The organism is Aureibaculum sp. 2308TA14-22, assembly GCF_040538665.1.
In the GTDB taxonomy this organism is placed as follows: domain Bacteria; phylum Bacteroidota; class Bacteroidia; order Flavobacteriales; family Flavobacteriaceae; genus Aureibaculum.
Map to the genome: position 1 here is coordinate 2490039 of NZ_JBEWXT010000001.1, position 16773 is coordinate 2506811.

At 33.2% G+C, this 16773-nt stretch carries 30 protein-coding genes; 1 reads left to right on the forward strand and 29 read right to left on the reverse strand.

Annotated features, from left to right (window positions below; all coding sequences use genetic code 11):
• Positions 1-125 precede the first annotated feature (125 nt).
• The 29 genes from rpsK to rpsL all read right to left on the reverse strand — a co-directional run bounded on the left by rpsK (position 126) and on the right by rpsL (position 14894).
• The gene (gene rpsK / locus U5A88_RS11175; protein WP_354206452.1) at positions 126-509 is read right to left on the reverse strand and encodes a 30S ribosomal protein S11; all 384 of its coding nucleotides are present in this window, start codon (positions 507-509) and stop codon (positions 126-128) included.
• 12 nt (positions 510-521) lie between these two features.
• Positions 522-896: a 30S ribosomal protein S13 gene (gene rpsM, locus U5A88_RS11180; RefSeq protein WP_354206453.1), complete on the reverse strand. Its 375-nt coding sequence runs from the start codon at positions 894-896 to the stop codon at positions 522-524.
• 2 nt (positions 897-898) lie between these two features.
• On the reverse strand, positions 899-1015 hold the full coding sequence (gene ykgO, locus U5A88_RS11185; RefSeq protein ID WP_013305171.1) for a type B 50S ribosomal protein L36: 117 nt from the start codon (positions 1013-1015) through the stop codon (positions 899-901).
• A 10-nt stretch (positions 1016-1025) separates the two neighbouring features.
• A complete protein-coding gene (gene infA / locus U5A88_RS11190; protein ID WP_117879376.1) occupies positions 1026-1241 on the reverse strand; it encodes a translation initiation factor IF-1 in 216 nt (71 codons plus the stop codon).
• 1 nt (position 1242) lies between these two features.
• Positions 1243-2580 (reverse strand): preprotein translocase subunit SecY, encoded by a 1338-nt coding sequence (gene secY / locus U5A88_RS11195; RefSeq protein WP_354206455.1) that lies wholly within the window; start codon positions 2578-2580, stop codon positions 1243-1245.
• Between the two features lie 7 nt (positions 2581-2587).
• The gene (gene rplO, locus U5A88_RS11200; RefSeq protein WP_354206457.1) at positions 2588-3040 is read right to left on the reverse strand and encodes a 50S ribosomal protein L15; all 453 of its coding nucleotides are present in this window, start codon (positions 3038-3040) and stop codon (positions 2588-2590) included.
• Positions 3041-3049: 9 nt separating this feature from the next.
• A complete protein-coding gene (gene rpmD, locus U5A88_RS11205) occupies positions 3050-3232 on the reverse strand; it encodes a 50S ribosomal protein L30 (protein ID WP_354206459.1) in 183 nt (60 codons plus the stop codon).
• Positions 3233-3244: 12 nt separating this feature from the next.
• Positions 3245-3769, reverse strand: coding sequence for a 30S ribosomal protein S5 (gene rpsE, locus U5A88_RS11210; RefSeq protein ID WP_321975179.1), 525 nt, complete (start codon positions 3767-3769; stop codon positions 3245-3247).
• 9 nt (positions 3770-3778) lie between these two features.
• On the reverse strand, positions 3779-4132 hold the full coding sequence (rplR, locus tag U5A88_RS11215) for a 50S ribosomal protein L18 (RefSeq protein WP_354206462.1): 354 nt from the start codon (positions 4130-4132) through the stop codon (positions 3779-3781).
• Between the two features lie 12 nt (positions 4133-4144).
• Positions 4145-4687, reverse strand: coding sequence for a 50S ribosomal protein L6 (gene rplF / locus U5A88_RS11220; RefSeq protein ID WP_354206463.1), 543 nt, complete (start codon positions 4685-4687; stop codon positions 4145-4147).
• 13 nt (positions 4688-4700) lie between these two features.
• On the reverse strand, positions 4701-5099 hold the full coding sequence (gene rpsH / locus U5A88_RS11225) for a 30S ribosomal protein S8 (RefSeq protein ID WP_354206465.1): 399 nt from the start codon (positions 5097-5099) through the stop codon (positions 4701-4703).
• Positions 5100-5169: 70 nt separating this feature from the next.
• Positions 5170-5439, reverse strand: coding sequence for a 30S ribosomal protein S14 (rpsN, locus tag U5A88_RS11230; RefSeq protein ID WP_354206467.1), 270 nt, complete (start codon positions 5437-5439; stop codon positions 5170-5172).
• A gap of 3 nt (positions 5440-5442) precedes the next feature.
• Positions 5443-5994: a 50S ribosomal protein L5 gene (rplE, locus tag U5A88_RS11235; protein WP_354206469.1), complete on the reverse strand. Its 552-nt coding sequence runs from the start codon at positions 5992-5994 to the stop codon at positions 5443-5445.
• Positions 5995-5996: 2 nt separating this feature from the next.
• The gene (gene rplX / locus U5A88_RS11240) at positions 5997-6305 is read right to left on the reverse strand and encodes a 50S ribosomal protein L24 (protein ID WP_354208179.1); all 309 of its coding nucleotides are present in this window, start codon (positions 6303-6305) and stop codon (positions 5997-5999) included.
• Positions 6306-6316: 11 nt separating this feature from the next.
• Positions 6317-6685, reverse strand: coding sequence for a 50S ribosomal protein L14 (gene rplN / locus U5A88_RS11245; RefSeq protein WP_354206471.1), 369 nt, complete (start codon positions 6683-6685; stop codon positions 6317-6319).
• Positions 6686-6687: 2 nt separating this feature from the next.
• Positions 6688-6945, reverse strand: a complete 258-nt coding sequence (gene rpsQ, locus U5A88_RS11250) for a 30S ribosomal protein S17 (RefSeq protein WP_321975186.1) — start codon at positions 6943-6945, stop codon at positions 6688-6690.
• 19 nt (positions 6946-6964) lie between these two features.
• A complete protein-coding gene (gene rpmC, locus U5A88_RS11255) occupies positions 6965-7156 on the reverse strand; it encodes a 50S ribosomal protein L29 (protein ID WP_354206474.1) in 192 nt (63 codons plus the stop codon).
• Positions 7157-7166: 10 nt separating this feature from the next.
• Positions 7167-7601, reverse strand: a complete 435-nt coding sequence (rplP, locus tag U5A88_RS11260; protein WP_354206476.1) for a 50S ribosomal protein L16 — start codon at positions 7599-7601, stop codon at positions 7167-7169.
• Between the two features lie 19 nt (positions 7602-7620).
• Entirely contained in the window at positions 7621-8337 is a 717-nt protein-coding gene (rpsC, locus tag U5A88_RS11265) for a 30S ribosomal protein S3 (protein WP_354206478.1), read from the reverse strand.
• Between the two features lie 6 nt (positions 8338-8343).
• Entirely contained in the window at positions 8344-8754 is a 411-nt protein-coding gene (rplV, locus tag U5A88_RS11270; RefSeq protein ID WP_354206480.1) for a 50S ribosomal protein L22, read from the reverse strand.
• Between the two features lie 3 nt (positions 8755-8757).
• On the reverse strand, positions 8758-9036 hold the full coding sequence (rpsS, locus tag U5A88_RS11275) for a 30S ribosomal protein S19 (protein ID WP_354206482.1): 279 nt from the start codon (positions 9034-9036) through the stop codon (positions 8758-8760).
• Positions 9037-9045: 9 nt separating this feature from the next.
• Positions 9046-9870, reverse strand: coding sequence for a 50S ribosomal protein L2 (gene rplB, locus U5A88_RS11280; protein ID WP_354206484.1), 825 nt, complete (start codon positions 9868-9870; stop codon positions 9046-9048).
• 10 nt (positions 9871-9880) lie between these two features.
• Positions 9881-10171 carry a 50S ribosomal protein L23 gene (rplW, locus tag U5A88_RS11285; protein WP_354206486.1) on the reverse strand — a complete coding sequence of 97 codons (291 nt, stop codon included), beginning with the start codon at positions 10169-10171 and terminating at the stop codon, positions 9881-9883.
• Positions 10172-10175: 4 nt separating this feature from the next.
• Complete coding sequence (rplD, locus tag U5A88_RS11290) at positions 10176-10805, reverse strand: 50S ribosomal protein L4 (RefSeq protein WP_354206488.1); 630 nt, start codon at positions 10803-10805, stop codon at positions 10176-10178.
• Positions 10805-11422 (reverse strand): 50S ribosomal protein L3, encoded by a 618-nt coding sequence (gene rplC, locus U5A88_RS11295; protein WP_354206490.1) that lies wholly within the window; start codon positions 11420-11422, stop codon positions 10805-10807. Before rplC ends, rplD begins: the two co-directional genes overlap by 1 nt.
• A 147-nt stretch (positions 11423-11569) precedes the next feature.
• Positions 11570-11875, reverse strand: coding sequence for a 30S ribosomal protein S10 (gene rpsJ, locus U5A88_RS11300; RefSeq protein WP_117879398.1), 306 nt, complete (start codon positions 11873-11875; stop codon positions 11570-11572).
• An 18-nt stretch (positions 11876-11893) separates the two neighbouring features.
• Positions 11894-14014, reverse strand: a complete 2121-nt coding sequence (fusA, locus tag U5A88_RS11305) for an elongation factor G (protein ID WP_354206492.1) — start codon at positions 14012-14014, stop codon at positions 11894-11896.
• 3 nt (positions 14015-14017) lie between these two features.
• The gene (gene rpsG, locus U5A88_RS11310; protein WP_354206494.1) at positions 14018-14494 is read right to left on the reverse strand and encodes a 30S ribosomal protein S7; all 477 of its coding nucleotides are present in this window, start codon (positions 14492-14494) and stop codon (positions 14018-14020) included.
• Between the two features lie 25 nt (positions 14495-14519).
• Entirely contained in the window at positions 14520-14894 is a 375-nt protein-coding gene (rpsL, locus tag U5A88_RS11315) for a 30S ribosomal protein S12 (protein ID WP_117879401.1), read from the reverse strand.
• A gap of 169 nt (positions 14895-15063) precedes the next feature.
• On the opposite strand from rpsL, the gene U5A88_RS11320 reads away from it, so the two are divergent.
• Complete coding sequence (locus tag U5A88_RS11320) at positions 15064-16743, forward strand: ShlB/FhaC/HecB family hemolysin secretion/activation protein (protein WP_354206496.1); 1680 nt, start codon at positions 15064-15066, stop codon at positions 16741-16743.
• Positions 16744-16773: the final 30 nt, after the last annotated feature.

Consider the following 16773-nt stretch of genomic DNA (forward strand, 5'->3'; position numbering starts at 1 on the left):
ATTATGAATTAAGGCTTATCCTTCGATAATCTATATGTCCTTTTAATTGATTAAAATTTATTATTAACAGTTACTAAATTATATTTAGTGTTTTTATTTTATTTCTTAGTTGAAATAAATCCAACTTATACTCTACGTCTTTTTGGAGGACGACATCCATTATGAGGCAATGGAGTAACGTCAATAATTTCAGTTACTTCAATACCAGCATTATGTATAGTTCTGATAGCAGATTCTCTACCATTTCCTGGTCCCTTAACATAAACTTTCACTTTTCTTAATCCTGCTTCATGTGCTACTTTAGCACAATCTTCAGCTGCAGTTTGGGCAGCATAAGGAGTGTTCTTTTTAGAACCTCTAAAGCCTTGCTTACCTGCAGAAGACCAAGAAATAACGTCTCCTTTTTTATTAGTTAAAGAAATAATAATATTATTGAATGTAGCTTGAATATGAGCTTCGCCAATAGCATCAACTACAACTTTACGTTTTTTTGAACTTGTTTTTGCCATAATTAATTATAATTATTTAGTTGCTTTCTTTTTATTGGCAACAGTTTTTCTCTTACCTTTTCTCGTTCTAGAATTATTCTTAGTTCTTTGACCTCTTAACGGCAAACCAGATCTATGACGAATACCTCTATAACATCCAATATCCATTAAACGTTTAATGTTCAATTGAGTTTCAGAACGCAATTCACCTTCAATAGTATAAGTACCTACTTGCTCTCTAATTTTACTGATTTCATCATCAGTCCAATCTTGAACTTTAGTACTTTCATCTACTTTTGCATTTGCTAATATTTCTTTAGCTCTATTTCTTCCAACACCATAAATGTAAGTTAATGAAATAACTCCTCTTTTGTTTTTTGGTATGTCAATACCTGCTATTCTTGCCATAATTATCCTTGTCTTTGTTTAAATCTAGGATTCTTTTTATTGATTACATATAATCTACCTTTTCTGCGTACTATTTTACAGTCGGCACTTCTCTTTTTTACTGATGCTCTTACCTTCATCGTTATATTTTTAGTATCTGTAAGTTATTCGAGCCTTAGTTAAATCATAAGGACTCATTTCTAATTTTACTTTATCACCAGGCAACAATTTAATATAGTGCATACGCATTTTACCTGAAATGTGAGCGGTAACAATATGACCATTTTCTAGTTCAACGCGAAACATAGCATTAGATAATGCTTCTATAATTGTTCCGTCTTGTTCTATTGCTTGTTGTTTTGCCATGTTATGCTACTGATTTTCTATTAGTTCCTGTTTTCATTAAACCATCATAATGACGATTTAATAAATGTGAATTTATTTGTTGAATTGTATCTATAGCCACGCCAACCATAATTAATAATGATGTTCCTCCATAAAAGATTGCCCATCCTGGTTGCACACCTGCCTTTACTATAAAAGCTGGTAATATTGCTAATAGTGCTAAAAATATTGAACCTGGTAATGTTATTCTAGATAATATAGTATCTAAATAATCTGCTGTTTCCTTACCTGGTCTAATACCTGGTAAAAATCCACCGCTTCTTTTCAGGTCATCAGCCATCTTATTAGTAGGTATTGTAATTGCAGTATAGAAATAACTAAAAATTATTATTAAAATAGCAAAAACTACATTATACCAAAAACCAAACATATCTTGAAATTCTATTCCTATAGATTGAATCGTTGTATTTCCAGACTGAGCCAATAAACCTGGTACAAACATTAATGCCTGTGCAAATATAATAGGCATTACACCAGATGAATTTACTTTCAATGGAATATATTGTCTAGCACCCGCTGCATCTTGAACATTACCTGCAACGGTACGCCGTGCATATTGTACAGCTATACGCCTGACTGCGGTTACTAAAAATACACAGGCCAATATAGCTACCAACCATAAAATTACTTCTATTAACACCATTAATAATCCTCCATTAGATTGTGTTACTCTTGAGGTAAACTCTTGCATAAACATTGATGGCAACGTAGCAATAATACCAATCATAATTAATAATGAGATACCATTACCAATACCTTTATCTGTTATTCTTTCACCCAACCACATGGCAAATACAGTACCTGTAGTCAATAATAAAATTGAAGAAAACCAGAACATTGGCCCTCTACCCAATAAAAATGCACTCTCAGGAATACCCAAACTCGGTAAACTAGCAATGTAAGCTGGAGCTTGTATCAATAATATACCAATAGTTAACCAACGGGTAATTTGGTTTATCTTTTTACGTCCGCTCTCACCTTCTTTCTGTAATTTTTGTAGATACGGCACAGCAATACCCATTAACTGCACCACAATGGAAGCAGAAATATAGGGCATAATACCTAACGCCATTACAGATGCTTGAGCAAATGCCCCACCTGTAAAAGCGTTTAATAATCCTAGCAAATTATTATCAGCAGTTTTATTTGCAAGATTAGTTAATTGAGAACCATCAATACCTGGTAACGTTAATTGAGCAGCTAAACGATACACAACCATTAAACCAAGTGTTAAGATAATCTTATTTCTTAACTCTTCAATTTTCCAAATATCTTGTATGGTACTTATAAATTTTTTCATTTATTTCTTATAATGTTACTGCTTTTCCTCCTGCTTTTTCAATAGCTTCCTTTGCAGTTGCAGTAAATTTATGAACAGTAATATCTAATTTTGCTTTCAATTCTCCTCTACCTAATATCTTTACTAAATCATTTTTACCAACAACACCATTAGTAACTAAAGTTTCAAATGTAACAGTATCTTTAACACTACCATTATCTACCATTTCTTGTAGAGTATCTAAATTTAAAACTGCGTATTCTTTACGGTTAATATTAGTAAATCCAAATTTAGGTACACGACGTTGAATTGGCATTTGACCACCTTCAAAACCTATCTTTTTAGAATAACCTGAACGCGATTTAGCACCTTTATGACCTCTAGTAGCTGTACCTCCTTTTCCAGATCCTTGACCTCTACCTATTCTTTTCGCTTTACCTTTAACTGCACCTTTAGCAGGTCTTAAGTTATTTAATTCCATATCGTTATCTTATTTAACTTCTTCTACAGAAATTAAGTGTTTAACTTTGTTTACCATTCCAAGGATAGCTGGCGAAGCATCATGCTCTACCACTTGATCCAATTTACGTAACCCTAACGCCTCTAATGTTCTTTTTTGGTTTTGAGGTCGTCTGATTTTACTACGTATTTGTTTTACTTTAATTTTTTTCATCACCTCTTTACTTTATCCGTTAAAAACTTTATTTAAAGAAATTCCTCTTTCCTTGGCAATCGTATTTGCATCACGCATTTGTAATAAAGCATCAAAAGTTGCTTTTACTACATTATGAGGATTTGAAGAACCTTGAGATTTTGATAATACATCATGTACACCAACTGATTCCAATACCATACGTACAGCACCACCTGCAATTACTCCGGTACCATTTGTTGCAGGTTTTAAAAATACTTTAGCACCAGCATACTTACCTTTTTGTTCGTGAGGTATCGTATTTTTAATGATAGGTATTCTTATTAAATTTTTCTTAGCATCTTCAATGGCCTTTGCTATAGCAGAGGCAACATCTTTAGACTTTCCAAGACCATGACCTACAACACCATTTTCATTACCAACAACAACAATTGCTGAAAAACCAAATGTTCTACCACCTTTAGTTACTTTAGTAACCCTTTGTACTCCTACCAAATGGTCTTTTAAATCTAAACCACTTGGTTTTACGTGTTCAACGTTTCCGTATTTTTGATACATAATCTTTTATTAAAATTTTAGTCCTGCTTCTCTTGCTCCTTCTGCAAGAGCTTTAACTCTACCGTGATACAAATATCCATTTCTGTCAAAAGCAACAGTTTCTATGCCTGCTTTAGATGCCTTTTCCGCTAATGCTTTACCCACTGCGGTAGCCACTTCAACTTTTGTGCCTTTAGCAGCAACTTTTTTATCTCTTGACGATACAGCAACCAATGTGTTACCAGTAATATCATCTATTAATTGAGCATCAATCTCCTTATTGCTTCTATATACTGAAAGTCTAGGCTTTTCAGCAGTACCTGAAACAATCTTTCTAATTCTCTGCTTAATTCTTTGTCTTCTTTGTAGCTTTGATAATGCCATAATATCTATTTATTATGCAGATTTACCTGCTTTTCTTCTTAATTCTTCTCCTACAAATTTAATTCCTTTCCCTTTATATGGTTCTGGTTTACGATAAGAACGAATCTTAGCTGCAACCTGACCTACTAACTGCTTATCAAAAGAAGTCAGTTTTACAATTGGGTTTTTACCTTTTTCAGATACTGTCTCAACTTTAACTTCTGGAGCCAAATTCAATACAATATTGTGTGAGTAACCTAGTGCCAAATCCAACTTTTGACCTTGGTGGCTAGCTCTGTATCCTACACCGACTAATTCTAATTCTTTAGTCCATCCTTTAGAAACACCTTCTATCATATTGAACATAAGAGCTCGGTATAAACCATGCTTTGCTTTATCTTCTTTACTATCTGAAGAACGTGTAACCAAAATGTTTCCGTATTCAACTTTTACAGCTACATTAGAAACCTCTTGAGTTAATTCTCCTAATTTTCCTTTAACGGTAACTGTATTTTCTTTAATATCAACGGTAACCCCTTCAGGAATTACTACTGGATTATTTCCTATTCTTGACATTTCTTATCCTTTATTAGTAAACGTAACATAAAACTTCTCCACCAACATTTTCTTGTTTGGCTTTCTTGTTAGTCATAACTCCCTTAGAAGTTGAGACTATAGCAATACCAAGGCCATTTAAAACTCTTGGTAAATCAGAAGAACTTACATATTTACGTAAACCTGGTTTACTAATTCTTTCAATTTTCTTGATTACAGGTTGTTTTGAAATTTTATCATACTTCAAAGCAATCTTAATTGAATCTTGAACTTTATTTTCTTCGAACTTATAACTTAAAATATAACCTTGATCAAACAAGATTTTGGTCATTTCCTTTTTTAAGTTAGAAGCTGGTATTTCAACAACTCTTAGACCTGCATTGGCTGCATTTCTAATTCTAGTTAAATAATCTGCAATAGGATCTGTGTACATATATATTTAATTACGGTTTTGGTTTTTAACTCCCAGAAATTGGCGTTAAACCTGAAACCAATTTATAATTTTACCAACTTGCTTTTTTAACGCCCGGTATTAAACCTTGATTTGCCATTTCACGGAATGTTACACGCGAAATTCCAAAAGTTCTCATATACCCTTTTGGTCTTCCAGTTAATTTACAGCGATTGTGTAAACGCACAGGAGAAGCATTTTTTGGTAACTTTTGTAATGCCTCATAGTCTCCAGCTTCTTTTAAAGCTTTACGTTTCTCAGCATACTTAGCTACTGTTTTTCTTCTTTTTACCTCACGGGCTTTCATTGATTCTTTAGCCATCTCTTAATTTTTTTTAAAGGGTAAACCTAATTCAGTTAATAATGATTTCGCCTCTTTATCTGTATTGGCAGATGTTACAAAAGTAATATCCATACCACTGATTTTATTTACCTTATCAATATCTATTTCAGGAAAAATTATTTGTTCAACAACTCCTAAATTATAATTACCTCTACCATCAAAACCAGTTGATTTTATACCTCTAAAATCTCTTACACGTGGCAATGATGCAGTAACCAACCTATCTAAAAATTCGTACATTTTTTGATCACGCAACGTTACTTTAACACCAATTGGCATTCCCTTACGTAATTTAAATGATGCAACATCTTTTTTAGATAGTGTAGCAATAGCTTTTTGACCCGAAATATTTGTTACCTCTTCAAGAGCGTAATCAATTAATTTCTTGTCAGCTACAGCAGCACCTACTCCTTTACTAATTACAATTTTTTGTAATTTAGGAACTTGCATTACATTTTTGTAGCCGAATTCTTCGGTTAAAGCAGCTTTAATTCTGCTATTATATTCTTCTTTAAGTCTTGGTACGTATGCCATAACTAAATAATTTCTTTTGTTTTTTTAGAGATCCTCACTTTTTTGTCGCCCTCCATTTTATATCCAACTCTAGTGGTAGTTCCATTTTCAACTAACATTATGTTAGAAATATGAATTGGAGCTTCAAATTTTGAAATTCCACCCTGAGGATTTTGGGCACTAGGCTTAGTATGTTTAGACACCATATTTACACCTTCAACAATTGCTCTGTTCTTATCTTTAAGAATTTTAACAATTTTGCCTTCTTTACCTTTATCTTCTCCAGTTGTTACTCTAACTGTATCTCCTGTTTTTACTTTTATCTTTACCATCATCTATAAATTTAAAGCACTTCTGGTGCTAGTGATACAATTTTCATGAATTGTTTTTCACGAAGTTCTCTAGCTACTGGTCCAAAAACACGAGTACCTCTCATTTCTTCTGTCGGACTTAACAATACACATGCATTATCATCAAATCTTATATAAGAACCATCTTTACGACGTACTTCTTTTTTTGTTCGTACAACAACAGCTCTAGAAACCGTTCCTTTTTTTACTGTACCGTTAGGTGTAGCATGCTTTACCGAAACTACTATTTTATCGCCAACAGATGCGTAACGTCTTTTCGTTCCGCCCAACACTCTAATAACCAGTACTTCTTTTGCACCCGTATTGTCAGCTACTTTTAATCTTGATTCTTGTTGTAACATAATTATTTAGCTCTTTCTAAGATTTCTACTAATCTCCAACGTTTGGTTTTACTTAAAGGCCTTGTTTCCATTATCTTTACCGTATCACCTTCATTGCAGTCGTTTTTTTCGTCATGTGCAACATACTTCTTCGTTTTAATAACGAACTTTCCGTACATAGGGTGCTTGGCTTTTGATACTTCACTAACAACAATAGATTTCTCCATTTTGTTACTTGAAACAACTCCTATTCTTTCTTTTCTAAGATTTCTTTTTTCCATCTTGTAAATACGAATACAATTATTGTACTTCTCTTTTAGTTAATTCTGTGGCTAATCTTGCAACTGTTTTTCTTATATCTCTCAGTTGAATTGGGTTTTCTAAAGGCGAAATAGCATGTGCCATTTTCAAATCCGTATAGTTCTTTTTTACGTCAGCCAATTTCTCTTGTATATCTGCAACAGATAATTCTTTTATTTCTGATTGTTTCATAATAATAGTTTTAAGCTTCGTTTTCGTCGTAATCTCTGGCGATAACAAACTTTGTTCTTACCGGTAATTTTTGTGCTGCTAATCTCAATGCTTCTCTAGCAGTTTCGATTGGTACGCCACCAATTTCAAATAAAATTCTACCTGGTTTTACCACAGCTACAAAATATTCTGGAGCACCTTTACCTTTACCCATACGAACCTCTAAAGGTTTTTTGGTTATTGGCTTATCCGGAAAAATTTTGATCCAAATACTACCTTGCCTTTTCATGTAACGCGTTGCCGCAATACGAGCAGCTTCAATCTGACGCGATGTAAGCAAATCTTGATCTAAAGATTTTATACCAAACATACCGTTAGAAAGTCTATGACCTCTTTGGGCATTCCCTTTCATGTTCCCTTTTGCTTTCTGTACTTTACGGTATTTTGTTCTTTTTGGTTGTAACATTTCTTAAAACTTTAAAAAATTATTTTCTTCTTTGAGGTCTTCTTCCTCCACCTTTATTACCACCTTTACCTTGTTTTTTAGATAAACCAACTAAAGGAGATAATTCTCTTTTACCATATACTTCGCCTTTCATAATCCAAACCTTAACACCTATTCTACCATAAGTAGTATGTGCCTCAACTAAAGCGTAATCTATATCTGCTCTAAAAGTAGAAAGTGGAATTCTTCCTTCTTTATAACCTTCTGAACGTGCCATTTCAGCTCCATTTAGACGACCTGAAATTTGAACTTTTATACCTTCGGCATTCATTCTCATTGTAGCCGCAATAGCCATTTTTATAGCTCTTCTATAAGATATTCTATTTTCAATTTGACGTGCAATACTTGACGCTACTAAAAATGCATCTAGTTCAGGGCGTTTAATTTCAAAAATATTTATCTGTACTTCTTTACCAGTAATTTTTTTAAGCTCTTCCTTTAACTTATCAACTTCTTGACCACCTTTACCTATAATAATTCCAGGACGAGCAGTAGTAATTGTTACCGTAATTAATTTAAGAGTACGTTCTATAATTACTCTAGAAACACTAGCTTTAGATAACCTAGTATGTATATACTTTCTTATTTTATCATCTTCTGCAAGCTTATCGCCATAATCATTTCCACCATACCAGTTAGATTCCCATCCTCTGATAATTCCTAAACGATTTCCTATTGGATTAGTTTTTTGTCCCATATCTATTTACGAATTGCTTGTATTATTTTTTTCTCCTAATATCATAGTAACATGATTTGAACGTTTTCTTATTCTATGTGCACGACCTTGTGGAGCTGGTCTCAATCTCTTTAACATTGCGGCACTATCAACATAAATTTCCTTAACAAACAGGCCTGCATCCTCAATATTTGCATCTTCATTTTTTGCTTGCCAGTTAGCTATTGCAGATAATGTTAATTTCTCTAAATTTCTAGCAGCTTCTTTTGGGCTAAATTTTAAAATAGCTAATGCTTTTTCAACATCTACACCTCTTATTTGGTCAGCTACTAAACGCATTTTTCTTGGCGATGTAGGACAACCGTTTAATTTTGCAAAAAACTTAGTTTTGCGATCTTCTTTAAGCTGCTGTGCTCTTAATTTTTTTCGAACTCCCATTGCTTATTTTTTACCTTTATTCTTTGCACCTGCATGCCCTCTAAAAGAACGTGTTGGTGAAAATTCTCCTAATTTATGACCTACCATGTTTTCAGTAATATATACTGGTACAAATTGACGACCATTGTGTACACCTATTGTTTGTCCAACAAAATCAGGTGTAATCATTGATGCTCTTGACCATGTTTTGATTACTGATTTTTTACCAGAATCTATATTAGCTTGTACTTTCTTTTCCAATTTATGGAAAACGTAAGGTCCTTTTTTTAATGAACGTGCCATATCTTTCTCTTATTTTTTTCTACGTTCTATAATGTACTTATTACTCGCTTTTGTCTTAGAACGTGTTTTATATCCTTTTGCAGGAATACCATTTCTAGATCTAGGATGTCCACCTGCTGACTTACCTTCACCACCACCCATTGGATGATCAACCGGATTCATTACCACAGGTCTAGTTCTTGGTCTTCTACCTTTCCATCTTGTTCTACCTGCTTTACCTGAAACTTCTAATTGATGATCTGAATTAGAAACAACGCCAATGGTAGCTTTACAAGTAAGTAAAATCAATCTGATTTCACCAGATGGTAATTTAATTGTTGCATATTTACCTTCTCTTGCAATTAATTGAGCAAAAGAGCCTGCACTACGTGCAATAACCGCCCCTTGACCAGGGTGCAATTCTATACAAGAGATAACAGTACCTAAAGGTAAATCCTTTAAGGTTCTAGCATTGCCAACTTCTGGTGTTGCTTTATCTCCTGAAATTACTGTTTGTCCAACTTGTAATCCAGCCTGGGCAATTATATATCTTTTTTCACCATCAGCATAGTTCAACAACGCAATATATGCTGTACGATTCGGATCATATTCTATACTTTTTACAATAGCAGGAACACCGTCTTTATCTCTCTTAAAATCAATAATACGATATCTCTTTTTATGACCGCCGCCCATATAACGCATGGTCATTTTTCCTCCACTATTTCTACCACCCGATCTTTTTTGAGGTGCCAACAAGCTCTTTTCAGGCTTATCGGTTGTTAACGTTTCAAAAGTATTTAATACTTTATGACGTTGACCTGGCGTTACTGGTTTTAATTTTCTTAATGACATCTTTTTCGTCTTAAATATTGCTATAAAAATCTATGCTATCACCTTCGGCTAACTCAATAATAGCTTTTTTGTAAGCCCCTATTTTACCTGTAACAATCCCTTTTTTGGTAAACTTTGTATTACGTTTAACCGGATAGTTTAAAGTTCTTACATTGCTAACAGACACTCCATAAGTGCTTTCAATAGCATTTTTTATTTCTATCTTATTTGCACGCTTATCAACCTCAAATGTGAATCTATTATGCAACTCACTAAGGTCATTTGCTTTTTCTGTAATAATTGGTTTTATTAAAATGCTCATGTTATTACTTGCTAAGATTTGATTCAACTTCCTCAATACTACCTTCAGTAAGCACAATTTTATTTGCGTTTAACATATTGTAAGTATTTAATCTTGAAGCACTTACAACATTAGTGCCTTTTAAATTGCGAGAGGACAAATATACATTTTTATTTGAAGCATCCAACACAAACAAAGACTTTTTGTTATCAAGCTCTAAAGCACTTAAAATAGAAGTAAAATTCTTTGTCTTTGGAGTATCAAATTCAAAATTTTCCAATACAACAATGTTATTGTCTTTTGCTTTGATAGATAATGCAGATTGTCTAGCCAAACGTTTTAAATTTTTGTTCAATTTAAAACTATAGCTTCTAGGTCTAGGTCCAAAAATTCTACCCCCACCTCTAAAAATTGGAGATTTTATAGAGCCTGCACGTGCTGTACCTGTACCCTTTTGCTTTTTAATCTTTCTAGTACTACCTTTAATGTCAGCTCTTTCTTTAGCTTTGTGCGTACCTTGTCTCTGATTTGCTAAAAATTGCTTAACATCTAAATAAACAGCATGCTTATTTGGTTCTATAGCAAAAATTGAGTCTGAAAGCTCAACCTTTCTTCCAGTTTTTTTCCCGTTGATATCTATAACTTCTACTTTCATTATTTCTGAATAGTTATATAAGCGTTTTTGTGACCAGGCACAGCTCCTTTTACTACTAAAAGATTCTTTTCTGGAATTACTTTTAAAACTCTTAAATTTTGAACTTTCACTTTTTCTCCACCCATTCTTCCTGCCATTCTCATACCTTTAAATACTCTTGCAGGATAAGATGCTGCTCCGATAGAACCAGGAGCTCTAAGACGATTATGCTGACCGTGAGTTGCTTGTCCAACACCCGCAAAACCATGACGCTTTACAACACCTTGAAAACCTTTACCTTTTGAGGTTCCGGCAACATCAACAAATTCACCTTCTTTAAAGTGATCTACGGTGATTGAATCACCTAATTTGTACTCCTCATCAAAACCTTGAAATTCGGCAACGCGATTCTTAGCATTTGTACCAGCCTTTTTAAAGTGTCCTTTTAACGCTTTAGTTGTCTGCTTTTCTGCTTTGTCATCGAAACCTAGTTGTAAGGCTTCATAGCCGTCAACTTCTTTGGTTCTGACTTGGGTAACTACACATGGACCAGCTTCGATAACAGTACAAGGAATATTTTTCCCATTGTCATCAAAAATACTGGTCATTCCAATTTTTCTTCCTATTAACCCAGACATTTTACTTATTTATTAATTAATTATTGTTTTATTAACTTTTATTCAAAAAAATAGGGTCAAAAACACTTCAACCCTGAATGTATTTTTTTCCGTTTTTCCCTTGTCAACCGCTTGGGACATGTTTTCCTGCCTTTGCAGAAATGATAATTATACTTTTATCTCAACTTCAACACCACTTGGCAATTCTAACTTCATTAAAGCGTCAATTGTTTTTGATGATGAACTGTAAATATCTAATAATCTCTTATAAGAACTTAATTGAAATTGTTCTCTAGATTTTTTATTTACGTGAGGAGACCTCAATACAGTAAATATTTTTTTGTGTGTTGGTAATGGAATTGGTCCATTGATAACAGCACCAGTACTTTTTACCGTTTTAACGATTTTTTCAGCAGATTTATCTACTAAATTATGATCGTAAGACTTTAATTTTATTCTAATTTTTTGACTCATCTTTATCTATTTAGTAAATTAACCTTTTACATTTTTAATTACTTCCTCAGCAATATTCGATGGTGTTTCTGCGTAATGCGAAAATTCCATTGTAGAAGTTGCTCTACCTGATGACAATGTTCTCAAGGAAGTTACATAACCAAACATTTCCGATAACGGAACTTCTGCTTTTACTACTTTAGATCCAGCTCTATCAGACATATCACTAACTTGACCTCTTCTTCTGTTCAAGTCACCAACAATATCACCCATGTTTTCTTCAGGTGTTAACACCTCTAACTTCATGATAGGCTCCATCAACACAGCCCTAGCGGCTTTTGCAGCATCTTTATAACCGATTTTTGCAGCTAATTCAAACGATAAAGCATCAGAATCAACAGGGTGGAAAGAACCATCCTTAAGAGTTATTTTCATAGAATCCATTTCAAACCCGGCCAATGGACCGTTTTTCATAGCTTCTTTGAAACCTTTTTCTACTGATGGGATAAATTCCCTTGGAATATTACCACCTTTAATTTTGTTTTCAAACTCTAACCCTTGTTTACCTTCATCGGCAGGCTCCATTGTAAATACAATATCAGCAAATTTACCACGACCACCAGATTGTTTTTTATACACTTCTCTATGATCAGCCGATCTTGTTAAAGCTTCTTTATATTCAACCTGAGGTTGACCTTGGTTCACTTCAACCTTAAATTCTCTTTTAAGACGATCAACAATAATATCTAAGTGAAGTTCGCCCATACCAGAAATAATAGTCTGACCCGAAGCTTCGTCTGTTTTAACCGTAAATGTAGGGTCTTCTTCAGCTAACTTACTTAACGCCATTCCTAATTTATCAATATCAGCTTTAGTTTTAGGCTCAACCGCAATACCAATTACTGGATCTGGAAAATCCATACTTTCCAAAATAATTGGGTGTTTTTCATCTGTTAATGTATCACCTGTTTTAATATCTTTAAATCCAACTGCTGCACCAATATCTCCAGCTTCGATATAATCTAAAGCTGTTTGTTTATTTGCGTGCATTTGGTAAATACGCGAAATACGCTCTTTTTTACCTGAACGATTATTCAATATATATGAACCAGCATCTAAGCGACCAGAATATGCTCTAAAAAATGCTAAACGACCAACAAAAGGATCAGTAGCAATTTTAAAAGCCAATGCAGAAAAAGGTTCCTTCACATCAGGTTTTCTAGAAATTTCATTACCTGAATCAGGATCAGTACCAATAATTGCTTCTTTATCTATAGGAGAAGGCAAATAACGGCAAACTGCATCTAACAAAAATTGTACTCCTTTATTTTTAAAAGAAGATCCACATATCATAGGAATGATAGACATATCCATAACTGCTGCTCTTAATGCTGCGTGGATTTCATCTTCCGTAATTGAGTTCTCATCCTCAAAGAATTTTTCCAATAACTCTTCATCATATTCCGCAACAGCTTCAATCAAAGCAGCTCTATATTCATGCACTTCATCAGCCATTTCAGCAGGAATATCAACCACATCAAAAGTAGCTCCCATATTCTCTTCATGCCAAATAATAGCTCTATTTTTTACTAAATCAACTACACCTTTAAAATCAGCTTCATCACCTATTGGTAAAACGATAGGAACTGCGTTAGAACCTAACATTTCTTTAACCTGATTGTTAACCATCAAAAAGTTAGAACCCTGACGATCCATTTTGTTTACAAAACCAATTCTTGGAACTTTGTAATTGTCGGCTAATCTCCAGTTTGTTTCTGATTGTGGCTCAACACCATCAACTGCAGAAAATAAAAACACCAATCCGTCAAGTACTCTTAACGAACGGTTAACTTCAACTGTAAAATCAACGTGACCTGGTGTATCAATTATATTAAAATGGTATCCTTTAGTATCGTCTAATGACTCACCATTTTGTGTTGGAAAATTCCAAGTACAAGTAGTTGCTGCCGAAGTGATTGTAATACCTCTTTCAGCTTCTTGCTCCATCCAGTCCATAGTAGAAGCACCATCATGCACCTCACCAATTTTATGATTCACACCTGTGTAAAATAAAATACGCTCAGTTGTTGTAGTTTTACCTGCATCAATATGAGCTGCAATACCAATATTTCTTGTATATTTTAAATCTCTTTGTGCCATCTATTAAAATCTAAAGTGTGAAAATGCTTTATTTGCTTCTGCCATTTTGTGCACATCTGTTCTTTTCTTAACAGCCGCACCTTCTTCTTTAGCCGCAGCTAAAACCTCATTTGCCAAACGTTGAGCCATTGACTTTTCATTACGCTTTCTAGAATATGAAATCATCCATTTCATAGCCATAGAAACCTTTCTGTCCGGTCTAATTTGCATTGGTATTTGGAATGTAGCACCACCTACTCTTCTACTTCTTACTTCAACATGTGGCATAACATTAGATAACGCTTCCTTCCAAACTTCTAAAGCGGTTTTTTCTTCGTCTTGTTTTTTCTCCTCAACTATATCCATAGCATCATAAAAAACTTTAAAAGCTACTGACTTTTTACCGTCCTTCATTAAGTTGTTTACAAAACGAGTTACTAACTGATCGTTAAATTTAGGATCAGGTAATAAATGTCTTTTCTTTGCACTTCTTTTTCTCATTACTTCTTACATTAAAGTGTTTAAATTATTTTTTAGGACGTTTAGTTCCATATTTGGAACGGCGTTGCGTTCGTCCCTCAACCCCTGCAGTATCTAAAGCACCACGTACAACGTGATATTTAACTCCAGGTAAATCTTTTACTCTTCCACCTCTAACTAATACTATCGAGTGCTCTTGCAAATTGTGCCCCTCTCCAGGTATGTAAGCATTTACTTCATTACCGTTAGTTAACCTTACCCTTGCTACTTTACGCATAGCAGAATTTGGTTTTTTTGGTGTAGTAGTGTAAACACGTGTACATACGCCTCTTCTCTGTGGACAAGAATTTAATGCAGCCGATTTGTTCTTCTTAGTTATTTGGGTTCTTCCCTTGCGTACTAATTGCTGTATAGTTGGCATATAAATTAATTGTTATTTCTTATTAAAAATAAACCTCTTTTTTAAGAGTGTGCAAATGTATAAATAAAATCCGTTTCTACAAACAGGTCTTAGCTAAAATTTATCATCATTTTAAAAACATTTTTAATTTTACATTTTTTCAACAGTTTTAAGCTAATTTTGAGCTGTTTTGAAACAGAAATTTACACCATATATATACGTATTATTTTTGATACTTGTTTTTAATCAATCTTATGGTCAAAAAAAAGTGTTAAAAATTTCTACTATCGATAGCACATCTTCGTTTTTAATTAAGGATATTCAATATCAAAAAATTCATTTTACCGAAAATACCATTTCAAAAACATTAGATTCGGTTAAGCTTCAAATTGAAAGAATGGGCTTTATAAATTACAATCTCGACAGCCTTGTTAAAGATGATAGTTTACATATTGCCTATTTCAATTTAAGGAATCAAGTGCAAAAAATTAGAGTTTATTATGATAGGAACGAAATCGACCCAAGCGTGATTTTAATTAAAAACAGAAAAACGTCATTGAACTATTTTGAAGTTAAGCCAGACAACCTACCCTCTAAACTGCAATCCATAAGTAATGCACTTGAAAATGACGGCAATTCGTTCTCGGAAGTAGTTTTAAAAAACTTATCTGTGATAAACGACACCATAATTAAAGCCAATCTATTTATAAAAACATCAACTGTTAGAAAAATTGACAAAATTATTATCAATGGATACACCTCTTTTCCAAAAACTTATATCAAGCACTTTTTAAGATTAGAAAAAAACATAATTTTCAACAAAAAAAAGCTAGATAACTATTCAGATGCGATTAATGCATTACCTTTTGTTTCAGAAATAAAACCGCCCGAAGTACTTTTTACAAAAGATTCTACGATTGTTTATCTGTACCTAAAGAAAGAAAACACAAACAAGTTTGATGGATTGATTGGTTTTACCTCAAAAAAGATTGGAAAAGGAATTTCTTTAAATGGTTATTTGGACTTATCGTTAAACAACCTATTTGATTCTGGAGAATATTTTAATTTGCTTTGGAAAAATAACGGCAGCAATAGACAGGTATTTGATTTAGACATTTCATTTCCTTACATCTTTAATTCAAAAGTATCACCTAATATTGCCTTAAACATATACAAACAAGATTCTTCTTTTGTAAATACCCTGTTTAAATTCGCTTTACCATATAGTATTAATAATAGAAGTTCCGTTGGTTTAGTTCTGCATTCAGAAAGCTCCTCTAATCTTTTGACAATTGCCGATAGTAGTATTGAAGATTACAAAAACACTTTCTACGGACTTAGTTACAATTATACTGTTCCAAACAATCATCCATTTTTTAGAACAAAATTTAATTTATTCTCCGAAGCACTAACAGGTAAAAGAAAAAGTACTTTCAAAGTCAATCAAACAAAGTTTCATTTAAAAACTAATTTTCTGTGGAGTTTGAATTTTAAAAATCATATTTTTTTTCAAAATCAAAGTGGTTTAATTAATTCAGAAAAACTAATTGATAACGAATTATTAAGAATTGGGGGAGTAAATTCCATACGCGGATTTGATGAGGAGAGTATTTTGGCATCAATTTACAGCACTTTTAATATTGAATACAGATATAACACCAACAATAATTCCTATCTATATACAGTTTCAGATTTGGGATATATTGAAAATAAAAACCTATCTTCGCAAATCTATTCTTTAGGCTTAGGCTATGCCTTTACTTCAAAACTAGGGTTTATTAATTTAAGCTATGCTCTAGGAAAGTCTTCTGAAATTCCATTTAATTTTAACAACTCAAGGTTTCATTTAAAAATTGTTAACTTCTTTTAGTTCAAAAAAGATAACAAACCTTACATTTTT

Coding starts and splice junctions, on each gene's coding strand:
- rpsK (WP_354206452.1), bottom strand. CDS start 509: ATGGCAAAAACAAGTTCAAAAAAACGTAAAGTTGTAGTTGATGCTATT.
- rpsM (WP_354206453.1), bottom strand. CDS start 896: ATGGCAAGAATAGCAGGTATTGACATACCAAAAAACAAAAGAGGAGTT.
- ykgO (WP_013305171.1), bottom strand. CDS start 1,015: ATGAAGGTAAGAGCATCAGTAAAAAAGAGAAGTGCCGACTGTAAAATA.
- infA (WP_117879376.1), bottom strand. CDS start 1,241: ATGGCAAAACAACAAGCAATAGAACAAGACGGAACAATTATAGAAGCA.
- secY (WP_354206455.1), bottom strand. CDS start 2,580: ATGAAAAAATTTATAAGTACCATACAAGATATTTGGAAAATTGAAGAG.
- rplO (WP_354206457.1), bottom strand. CDS start 3,040: ATGGAATTAAATAACTTAAGACCTGCTAAAGGTGCAGTTAAAGGTAAA.
- rpmD (WP_354206459.1), bottom strand. CDS start 3,232: ATGAAAAAAATTAAAGTAAAACAAATACGTAGTAAAATCAGACGACCT.
- rpsE (WP_321975179.1), bottom strand. CDS start 3,769: ATGTATCAAAAATACGGAAACGTTGAACACGTAAAACCAAGTGGTTTA.
- rplR (WP_354206462.1), bottom strand. CDS start 4,132: ATGGCATTATCAAAGCTACAAAGAAGACAAAGAATTAAGCAGAGAATT.
- rplF (WP_354206463.1), bottom strand. CDS start 4,687: ATGTCAAGAATAGGAAATAATCCAGTAGTAATTCCTGAAGGGGTTACC.
- rpsH (WP_354206465.1), bottom strand. CDS start 5,099: ATGTACACAGATCCTATTGCAGATTATTTAACTAGAATTAGAAATGCA.
- rpsN (WP_354206467.1), bottom strand. CDS start 5,439: ATGGCTAAAGAATCAATGAAAGCCCGTGAGGTAAAAAGAAGAAAAACA.
- rplE (WP_354206469.1), bottom strand. CDS start 5,994: ATGGCATACGTACCAAGACTTAAAGAAGAATATAATAGCAGAATTAAA.
- rplX (WP_354208179.1), bottom strand. CDS start 6,305: ATGGTAAAGATAAAAGTAAAAACAGGAGATACAGTTAGAGTAACAACT.
- rplN (WP_354206471.1), bottom strand. CDS start 6,685: ATGTTACAACAAGAATCAAGATTAAAAGTAGCTGACAATACGGGTGCA.
- rpsQ (WP_321975186.1), bottom strand. CDS start 6,945: ATGGAAAAAAGAAATCTTAGAAAAGAAAGAATAGGAGTTGTTTCAAGT.
- rpmC (WP_354206474.1), bottom strand. CDS start 7,156: ATGAAACAATCAGAAATAAAAGAATTATCTGTTGCAGATATACAAGAG.
- rplP (WP_354206476.1), bottom strand. CDS start 7,601: ATGTTACAACCAAAAAGAACAAAATACCGTAAAGTACAGAAAGCAAAA.
- rpsC (WP_354206478.1), bottom strand. CDS start 8,337: ATGGGACAAAAAACTAATCCAATAGGAAATCGTTTAGGAATTATCAGA.
- rplV (WP_354206480.1), bottom strand. CDS start 8,754: ATGGGAGTTCGAAAAAAATTAAGAGCACAGCAGCTTAAAGAAGATCGC.
- rpsS (WP_354206482.1), bottom strand. CDS start 9,036: ATGGCACGTTCATTAAAAAAAGGACCTTACGTTTTCCATAAATTGGAA.
- rplB (WP_354206484.1), bottom strand. CDS start 9,870: ATGTCATTAAGAAAATTAAAACCAGTAACGCCAGGTCAACGTCATAAA.
- rplW (WP_354206486.1), bottom strand. CDS start 10,171: ATGAGCATTTTAATAAAACCAATTATTACAGAAAAAGCAAATGACCTT.
- rplD (WP_354206488.1), bottom strand. CDS start 10,805: ATGAAAGTAGAAGTTATAGATATCAACGGGAAAAAAACTGGAAGAAAG.
- rplC (WP_354206490.1), bottom strand. CDS start 11,422: ATGTCTGGGTTAATAGGAAGAAAAATTGGAATGACCAGTATTTTTGAT.
- rpsJ (WP_117879398.1), bottom strand. CDS start 11,875: ATGAGTCAAAAAATTAGAATAAAATTAAAGTCTTACGATCATAATTTA.
- fusA (WP_354206492.1), bottom strand. CDS start 14,014: ATGGCACAAAGAGATTTAAAATATACAAGAAATATTGGTATTGCAGCT.
- rpsG (WP_354206494.1), bottom strand. CDS start 14,494: ATGAGAAAAAGAAGTGCAAAGAAAAGACATTTATTACCTGATCCTAAA.
- rpsL (WP_117879401.1), bottom strand. CDS start 14,894: ATGCCAACTATACAGCAATTAGTACGCAAGGGAAGAACCCAAATAACT.